This window comes from Pseudomonas sp. RA_15y_Pfl1_P11, assembly GCF_963970975.1.
GTDB lineage: Bacteria > Pseudomonadota > Gammaproteobacteria > Pseudomonadales > Pseudomonadaceae > Aquipseudomonas > Aquipseudomonas tritici.
This window is the reverse complement of the sequence record NZ_CAXAOY010000030.1, coordinates 37,917-45,351: the sequence shown is the minus strand read 5'-3', so window position 1 is coordinate 45,351 and position 7,435 is coordinate 37,917. Positions and strand designations below refer to the sequence as shown.

Sequence of the window (7,435 nt, the reverse complement as noted above, 5' to 3'; positions counted from 1 at the left end):
ATGCTGTCCGCCGCGTTCTTGAACGCCATGGTCTGCTCGCCGATTTGCAGCGTGCCGCTGTTGGGGATGTAGGCGCCGCCGAGGATCTTCAGCAGCGTCGACTTGCCCGCGCCGTTCTCGCCCATCAGTGCGTGCACCTCGCGCGGCCGCGCTTCAAAGCTGATCTGCGCCAGGGCCTTGACCCCAGGAAACTCCTTGCCGATGCCGTTGAAGCGCAAGGCCGCGCCGGTCATTTCCACAGCCCGATTTTGGTCAGCTCTTCCTGGAAGTTGGCACGGGTGATCAAGGTGACTTCGTCCATGGCGGTGTATTTCGCCGGTTCCTTGCCGGTGGTGACCCACTCGTACATCGCCAGCGCAGTGTTGTAGCCCTCAATGTGCGGGCTGGGCAGCATCGAACCAAAGAAGCCACTGTCGGCTTTCTTCAATTCGCCGATGGCGTCAGTGCCATTGATGCCGATGCCGATCACGTTGGCCGCCTTGAAGCCGGCGCTTTCGGTGGCGCGCACGCCGCCCAGTACGGTGTTGTCGTTCATGCCGCCGATGATCAGGTTCTTCGCGCCGCTGGGCAGCTTGACCAGGGCTGAGTTGGTGGCGTCCATGCTGCCGGGAACATCAAGGGTCTTGAGAGCGGCGGTCAGGATGTGGTCTTTGGGAATGCCCGCCTCTTCAAGGGATTTGATCGAACCGTCGGTGCGTTTTTTGCCGGTGTCGAGTTCGTTGTAGGTGTTGATCACAGCGTAGGTTTCTTTCCAGTCCCAGCCGCGTTTTTTCGCTTCGGCGGCCATGGCGGCGCCCTGTTTCTGGCCGACTTCAAAGGCGGCCATGCCCAGGTAAGGCACGTCCTCCATGAAGTTGCCCTTGGCATCGACAAAGCGATCGTCCACCGCCATCACCTTCAAGCCGTTGACCTTGGCCTTGGCGACAATGGCCGGGCCCAGGGACACGTCCGGCGGGCAGATCACAAAGCCCTTGGCGCCATTAGCGGCCAGACTGTCGATGGCCGAGAGGGTTTTCTCGCCATCCGGTACGGCGATCTTGATCACGGTAAAACCGTGTTCCTTACCGGCTTTTTCGGCGAAGGCCCATTCGGTCTGAAACCAGGGTTCTTCGGCTTGCTTGACCAGAAAGCCGATCTTCACTTCCTCGGCCAATGCCACGCCGCTGAACGCCATCGCAAGCGCTACTGCGCCTAGAGTTTTCTTGAACATGAGCTACCTCTTGTTGTTATTGAGCGCTGCAGGTTTTAGTCGTGGTACATCACAGACCGCCCGCCATCGATCATCAGGCAGGTGGCATTGATAAAGGGCGCCTCGTCGGTCGCCAGGAACAATGCAGTCATCGCCACCTCGATCGGCTGGCCGATGCGCTTGGGCGGGTGCAGGTCTAAGGCGCGCTGGCGCTCGGCGTGGGGGTCGGCGAAGCCGTTCCAGTAGTCGACGTTGAGCTGGGTTTCGATATAGCCCGGCGCGATGGCATTCACACGAATGCCCTTGGGCGCGTACTCGATGCCGAGGGCACGCGTAAGGCCGAGCAGGCCGTGTTTGGCCACGGGATAGGGGAAGCAGCCGGGAATGATGTGACTGGAATGGGTAGACGCGATGTTGATGATGCTGCCGATGCCCTGCTCGATCATGTGCGGCAACACCGAGCGGCAGCCGTACCAGGCGCCGTCGAGGTCGATGGCGAAGCAGCGGCGCCAGTCTTCGTCGGTCATTTCCAGCGGGTCGCGGAACACATTGACCCCGGCGCAGTTGACCAGCACATCCACGCGGCCGAAGCGCTCGAGGGTCAGATTGACCAGCGCCTGCCATTGATCTTTAGACGTAATGTCGACGGCTTGCGCGTAGATGTCAGCACCGCGTTCACGCCAGTGGGCGGCGACTTGCTCGACCTTCTCACCCTGGATATCGGCGATGACCAGGCGCGCCTGCTGAGCCTGGAAACACGCGGCGATGGCCTCGCCAATGCCTTGGGCGGCGCCAGTGATGATCACCACCTTGCCTTTGAGCCGCTCGCCGTAGGTGGGCTCGGGCACGGCGGGGAGTGACAACGGTTGTGCCTGCATCGCTTCACCTGTTTTATTTTTGGTAGTGAGTGCTGATGCAGCCGACTATAAACCTATCATTTGAAACATCTCAATATATAAATTTGCATCCCATATAGTGAGAGACACACAAAAATAATGTGGGAGCGGGCTTGCTCGCGAATGCGGTGTTTCAGTCACCAAAAATGTCGACTGATCCACTCCATTCGCGAGCAAGCCCGCTCCCACATTTTGATCTTCAGTGGTTACAGAAGGTTGCTAGCCGAGGGCGAAGTCTCGTAGTGCGTCGCCTTCCATGCGATAGCGCACCCACTCTTCCTGCGGCTGCGCGCCGATGGATTTGTAGAAGGCAATCGCCGGCTCATTCCAGTCCAGCACGCTCCACTCAAAGCGCCCGCAACCGTTATCAAAAGCAATCTTCGCCAGGTGGCGCAGCAGCTTCTTGCCCGCCCCGCCGCCGCGTTGCTCCGGGTTGATGTAGAGGTCTTCCAGGTACAGGCAGTTGCTGCCCAACCACGTGGAATAGCTGAAGAAAAATACCGCGAACCCAATCGGCACGCCATCGCGTGAGCAGATCAGGCCGTGTGCGGTGGCGCCCTCGCTGAACAGGCTGCGCTCAATGTCTACCACGCTGGCGATCACCTCATGCCGGGCTTTTTCGTACTCAGCCAATTCAGTGATGAACGTCAGGATCTGCGCAGCATCGCTGGGCACGGCGGGGCGAATCTCGATGGTCATGGGCGAGCCTTGGCAATTTCAAAGCACACATACTAAGGCGCTTTCATGACTGATTGCAGTGCATTATCACCGGGGCCGGGGCGCTTTACTCCGCTGAGGAGCAATGCGAGCACCATCAACCACAGAACAATCCGCGCAGGCATGCATGGTAAACAGACGGCACACCTCCAACGATTCGAGACGTGCCCATGCCTGCGATGCCCTCGGTGAGCGCGAAAACCTTCGCGCTGTTCTGCCTTGCCAGTTTCCTGCTGTCGCTGTCCTACGGCTCGACCTTTTTGCTGTCGCTGCTGATTCATTCACGCGGCGGCAATGAGCACGATGCCGGTAGCGTGATCTCCACGGCGATGCTCAGTACCTTCGTGGCGGTGCTACTTTCCGGGCATTTGGCGGATGCGTTGGGTGCGGCGCGTGCGATTGCGGGAATGGGCGTATTGCTGGTGGTGGCCTGCCTGGGCTTTGCGCTGGTGCCAGGGTTTGGTCAAGGTTTGATGCTTTTCGGGCTGTCACTGGGGCTGGGCTGGGGCGTGTTCTACACGTTGGGACCGATCATCGTGACGTTGCTGGTGGAGCCTCACCATCGGGCCAAGTACTTTGCGCTGCTGTCGGGCAGCATGTTGAGCGGAATCGGCGCGGGCCCTCTGCTCGGGCGCGCCGCCAGCGCGCTGGAGCTGCCACTGACAACCGCATTTTATATCGCCGGGTTGGCCAGCCTCGCAGGTGCCGTGATGTTCTGGCGCATGGGCGCACAATTCAAGCATCACACCCACGTACCTACGGCAAAGATTTCCTGGGGTGCCAGCCGTCGAGTGCTGTCTTCCAAAGCGGTGTTCGCCATCCTGATGGTTGGCCTGGGGGGTTGCGTATTTGGCGGGCTTTCATCGTTCCAGACCAGCTACGCCGCCGCGCATGGGCTGGATTATTCGCTGTTCTTCGCAGGTTTCCTGAGTGCGGCAATCACCAGTCGCCTGTTGATTGCCGGCTTTGTGGTCAAGCGTGATGCCTACCGGGCGGCCTGCGTGTTATCCGGGATCATACTCGGGTCGATCGCGCTGTTTGCCTTTGGCGTGAGCGGAAACCTCAGCTATTTGCTGGCAGCGGCGCTGCTGGGGGTCGGGTACGGCCTGACGTATTCCGTGATCAACGGGTTGGTAGCCCATGAGGCGCCATCCGGCATGACGTCCCAGGCGTTGCTGCTGTTCAGCCTGGCGTATTTTGTCGGGGTCTTCGGGTTTCCCTGGTTGGCGGGCAAGCTCATCGTCGACTACGGCTTGTCGGCACTGATGATGAGCGTGCTGGCGGTGGCCACCTGCAATTGGTTGATCAGCGTGGCGCGGTTGGCCTGGCGTCGGGTCTCATCACACAAAATCTTACAGGTCACTTGATACCGTTCGTCGCCATCAAGGCACGATCAGGAAACGTCAACTGACCAATAGAGGGTAAGGACATTAATCATATGGAGACACCCTCATGAAGAATTCCAAGTTTGCTGCCCTCGCGCTCACCGGCCTGCTGTCGGCGGTGTCCCTGAGCAGTTTCGCCGCCACATCGTCGACCGGCACCACCACGCCTGACGCGACCAGCGAGTCGCAGAAATCCATGGGCACTGGCCTGGATACCAATGGCGGCGCGGTCATCGACAACACTAATGGCGCTGACCCGCACACCAAAGGCCACGACACCGAACGCCAGGCGCCTGCCGCCGTCGGCAACGGCAAAATGGGCCCATCCGTGAATGAGCCGACGATCAATAAAGGCGATGATTCGAACCTGCCAGGCGCGCCGAAACAAACTGCGCCATAAACAGCGAATCGCTCTACAGACACCCGATCATTCCCCAGTGAAGAGGTATGCATGAACGTCGATAAAGACCTTGAAAAAGAAGTCCTCACCCGCCTGCTGCACGCGCACCCCCAAGGGTTGGGCAAGGAAGTGCTGGATAACTACCGCGGAGAAAAAGTGGTCGCCAGTGCCTTGGCATTTCTGCAGGATCGCGGGCTTATCAAGGATGGGCATGTGACCACCGATGAGACCGGGGAGTATTCGTTGAACTTGCCGATCAAGTTGACGGCGTCGGGGGTGGATGAGGCGCGCAAGCTGGAAAGTCAGACTGCCCAGTAATGTAGGAAACACCGCTAAACACTGTGGGAGCCGGGCTTGCCCGGTTCCCACAGTGTTGATTGGCTTTATTCAGTGAGTAGGGCATTGACTTCAGGGGTGCCGGGCGATGTAGCCGGCCCCCAACGTGTCACGGCCAACGCCGCTGCCGCATTTGCCCGCCGTGCCGCTTGAGCGGGTGCCAGTCCGTTCGCCAGCCCCGCAATAAACACCCCCGCATGCGCATCGCCCGCGCCGTTACTGTCCACCGCCTGTACCTTGAAGCCCGGCACATGCTCGACGGCACCCTCGGCGCTGACCCAGCAACCCTTCGGCCCATCGCGCACCACCAGCAAGGCAGTGTCAGGCAGGTGACGCTTCAGCTCGCTCAGTGCCTTCGTTAACGTACCTGCCCCCGTAAATGCCAGCGCCTCCGGGCCATTGCTGGTCCAGATATCGATACGCGGCAGCAGGGCCAGCATCGGTGCAGAATCCGGCGCCTTGACCAGCGGGCCGGGGTCGAACACGACGGTGATGTGACGGGGCAGCGTCAGCAGCCAGTCGAGCAGCGCCTGGGCCTTGCCTTCCAGCAACAAGCTGTAACCGCTGACATAAACGTAATCGTCCGATTGTGGCACCACACTCGCCAAATCCTCGGCGTTCAAATCACCTTCAGCGCCGATATGGGAAATGAACGTGCGCTCGGTGCTGGCCTCGGTCAGCGAAACGCATAGCCCCGTGTCTTTGTCCGTGCTGGGCGCCTGGGCGATTTCCACACCTTCGGCCAGCATCGCTGCGCGGGCCAGGTCGCCAAAGCGCCCGTTGCCGTGGCGCCCCAGATAGATCACCGCCAGCCCATTGCGCTTGGCCGCAGCCATCACATTGAACCCCCCACCGGCTTCGAAACTGGCCGAATGCGCCAGCACGTCGCCGCCGGATGCAGGCAAGGTATCGAGAGCCATGACCAGGTCGACGATGACTTGGCCGGTGTGCAGCAATCTAGACATTGGGGCTCTCTACCAGAGCCGGGCGACGGTCAGCCGCGCCACCCAGCGCCGCATAAACCCCGCCGGCCACCAGGAAGGTAACGATCCAGCCGAGGCCGTTATGGCCCAGCCACGAGTCGGACAACGGCCCGGCGAACCAGATGTTGTCGGCGGTGGTGCCAATGGTGGTGAAGCTGAAGCCCAACACGATCGCCAGGGCCCAGGCGCCGAATGCGCGCCACTCCACACCACCGCGATACCAATAGGCGCTGCTTGGGCTCACGTCCAGCAAGTCCGTGGGGCTGTAGTAGTGACGGTGGATCAGGTCGACCACGAAAATGCCGACCCAGGCCGTAATCGGCACCGCCAGCAACGAGATGAACGTGATAAATGGGCCATAGAAACTGTCGGCGATTAGCATGAAGTAAATCGAACCGGCGAAGATTGCCACGATGTCGACGATCACCGCGTGCACACGCTTGACCTTCAAGCCAAGGGTCAAGGTGGTGAGACCCGCCGAGTACACCGACAGGTTGTTGGAGAGCAGCAGCCCGCCAAACGCCGTGATCAGGTACGGAACCGCCATCCAGGTCGGCAGCATGTCGCGGATCGCGATGATCGGGTCAGTGGCCGACGCCAAGTCGTTATTGCCCACCGACAGCAGGCCGCCAAGGGTGATCAGCAACACCAGCGGGATGCCCGCACCAAACGCGGCGGATGCCACCAGGCGCGCAGCCTTCACACTGCGGTGCTGGTAGCGCGACATGTCGGCGCCGGCATTGGCCCAGCCGATACCAGTGCCCGCGGCCATGGTGCCGACGCCAATGATCATCGCGCTGAGCGGTGCCGGCGTGGCATTGAACACTGCGCTCCAATCGATAGTGGCGCAAAGGAAGCCGCCGACCAGAATGTTCAAGGCGCCGAACACGTAGGTGGCCCACTTCTGGATCACCAGCAAGGTGGCGTGTCCGAGGCCGGATACGGCCAGGGTCAGCAGCACGAAGATCGCGATGAATATCAGGGTGAGTAACGGTGCGCTTTTCGCTTCCACCGCAGAACCGAACAGGATCGAACTCAACGACAGCAGCACAAAGGCGGCTGTGGTGGTGTTGACGGTTTCCCAGCCCAGGCGTGACATCAGCGACACCAGCGTTGGGCCGATATTGCCGCGCACGCCAAAGATGGCGCGGGACAGCGTCAGGCTGGGCGCGCGGCCACGCCGACCGGCGATGGAGATGATGCCTACCACGGCAAAGGAACCGGCAGCGCCGAGGATCGCCACGATGATTGCTTGCCAGATCGCCAGGCCGCGAAACGCCACCAGCGTCGCGCCAAGCGGTAAGCCAAGAATGCTGATGTTGGCCGCGAACCACACCCAGAACAGTTGCAGCGGGTGCCCGTTACACTCGCTTTCCGGGACAGGTTCGATACCACGTGTTTCCAATTGCCCAGCGCTCTGGCCGGAAGAGGTGCTGCTCATGAGGGGCGCTCCTGGTGCCTGTATTGTTGTAATTGTGGCAAAGAATCCAATCTTTAAGCCGGTCATCCTGACTCAACACGATTCAGTG

9 protein-coding genes are annotated in these 7,435 nt (G+C 60.6%); 3 read left to right on the top strand and 6 right to left on the bottom strand.

Going from position 1 to position 7,435, the window contains the following annotated elements:
* From AACY44_RS26530 to AACY44_RS26515, 4 genes are all read right to left on the bottom strand, one after another.
* The coding region (locus AACY44_RS26530; protein ID WP_339420945.1) for an ATP-binding cassette domain-containing protein at window positions 1-233 on the bottom strand (233 nt) is incomplete at its 3' end.
* Window positions 230-1,210 (bottom strand): substrate-binding domain-containing protein, encoded by a 981-nt coding sequence (locus AACY44_RS26525; RefSeq protein WP_049711944.1) that lies wholly within the window; start codon window positions 1,208-1,210, stop codon window positions 230-232. The genes AACY44_RS26525 and AACY44_RS26530, both read right to left, overlap by 4 nt.
* Window positions 1,211-1,245: 35 nt before the next feature.
* Complete coding sequence (locus tag AACY44_RS26520) at window positions 1,246-2,067, bottom strand: SDR family oxidoreductase (RefSeq protein WP_339420939.1); 822 nt, start codon at window positions 2,065-2,067, stop codon at window positions 1,246-1,248.
* Window positions 2,068-2,304: 237 nt separating this feature from the next.
* Window positions 2,305-2,784 carry a GNAT family N-acetyltransferase gene (locus AACY44_RS26515; protein ID WP_034099874.1) on the bottom strand — a complete coding sequence of 160 codons (480 nt, stop codon included), beginning with the start codon at window positions 2,782-2,784 and terminating at the stop codon, window positions 2,305-2,307.
* 188 nt (window positions 2,785-2,972) lie between these two features.
* On the opposite strand from AACY44_RS26515, the gene AACY44_RS26510 reads away from it, so the two are divergent.
* The 3 genes from AACY44_RS26510 to AACY44_RS26500 all read left to right on the top strand — a co-directional run bounded on the left by AACY44_RS26510 (window position 2,973) and on the right by AACY44_RS26500 (window position 4,905).
* On the top strand, window positions 2,973-4,169 hold the full coding sequence (locus AACY44_RS26510; RefSeq protein ID WP_339439460.1) for an MFS transporter: 1,197 nt from the start codon (window positions 2,973-2,975) through the stop codon (window positions 4,167-4,169).
* Window positions 4,170-4,254: 85 nt separating this feature from the next.
* Window positions 4,255-4,587 (top strand): hypothetical protein, encoded by a 333-nt coding sequence (locus tag AACY44_RS26505; RefSeq protein ID WP_339420936.1) that lies wholly within the window; start codon window positions 4,255-4,257, stop codon window positions 4,585-4,587.
* A 51-nt stretch (window positions 4,588-4,638) separates the two neighbouring features.
* Window positions 4,639-4,905 carry a hypothetical protein gene (locus tag AACY44_RS26500; protein WP_339420935.1) on the top strand — a complete coding sequence of 89 codons (267 nt, stop codon included), beginning with the start codon at window positions 4,639-4,641 and terminating at the stop codon, window positions 4,903-4,905.
* 65 nt (window positions 4,906-4,970) lie between these two features.
* On the opposite strand, the gene AACY44_RS26495 is transcribed toward AACY44_RS26500, so the two are convergent.
* Both AACY44_RS26495 and AACY44_RS26490 read right to left on the bottom strand, forming a co-directional pair.
* Window positions 4,971-5,888, bottom strand: a complete 918-nt coding sequence (locus AACY44_RS26495) for a PfkB family carbohydrate kinase (RefSeq protein ID WP_339420933.1) — start codon at window positions 5,886-5,888, stop codon at window positions 4,971-4,973.
* Window positions 5,881-7,347: a purine-cytosine permease family protein gene (locus AACY44_RS26490; protein ID WP_339439459.1), complete on the bottom strand. Its 1,467-nt coding sequence runs from the start codon at window positions 7,345-7,347 to the stop codon at window positions 5,881-5,883. Before AACY44_RS26490 ends, AACY44_RS26495 begins: the two co-directional genes overlap by 8 nt.
* Between the last annotated feature and the right edge of the window lie 88 nt (window positions 7,348-7,435).

Excerpts from the sequence above, each read along its gene's own strand:
- AACY44_RS26515 (WP_034099874.1), bottom strand. The coding sequence starts at position 2,784 with ATGACCATCGAGATTCGCCCCGCCGTGCCCAGCGATGCTGCGCAGATC.
- AACY44_RS26490 (WP_339439459.1), bottom strand. The coding sequence starts at position 7,347 with ATGAGCAGCACCTCTTCCGGCCAGAGCGCTGGGCAATTGGAAACACGT.
- AACY44_RS26500 (WP_339420935.1), top strand. The coding sequence starts at position 4,639 with ATGAACGTCGATAAAGACCTTGAAAAAGAAGTCCTCACCCGCCTGCTG.
- AACY44_RS26495 (WP_339420933.1), bottom strand. The coding sequence starts at position 5,888 with ATGTCTAGATTGCTGCACACCGGCCAAGTCATCGTCGACCTGGTCATG.
- AACY44_RS26525 (WP_049711944.1), bottom strand. The coding sequence starts at position 1,210 with ATGTTCAAGAAAACTCTAGGCGCAGTAGCGCTTGCGATGGCGTTCAGC.
- AACY44_RS26505 (WP_339420936.1), top strand. The coding sequence starts at position 4,255 with ATGAAGAATTCCAAGTTTGCTGCCCTCGCGCTCACCGGCCTGCTGTCG.
- AACY44_RS26520 (WP_339420939.1), bottom strand. The coding sequence starts at position 2,067 with ATGCAGGCACAACCGTTGTCACTCCCCGCCGTGCCCGAGCCCACCTAC.
- AACY44_RS26510 (WP_339439460.1), top strand. The coding sequence starts at position 2,973 with ATGCCTGCGATGCCCTCGGTGAGCGCGAAAACCTTCGCGCTGTTCTGC.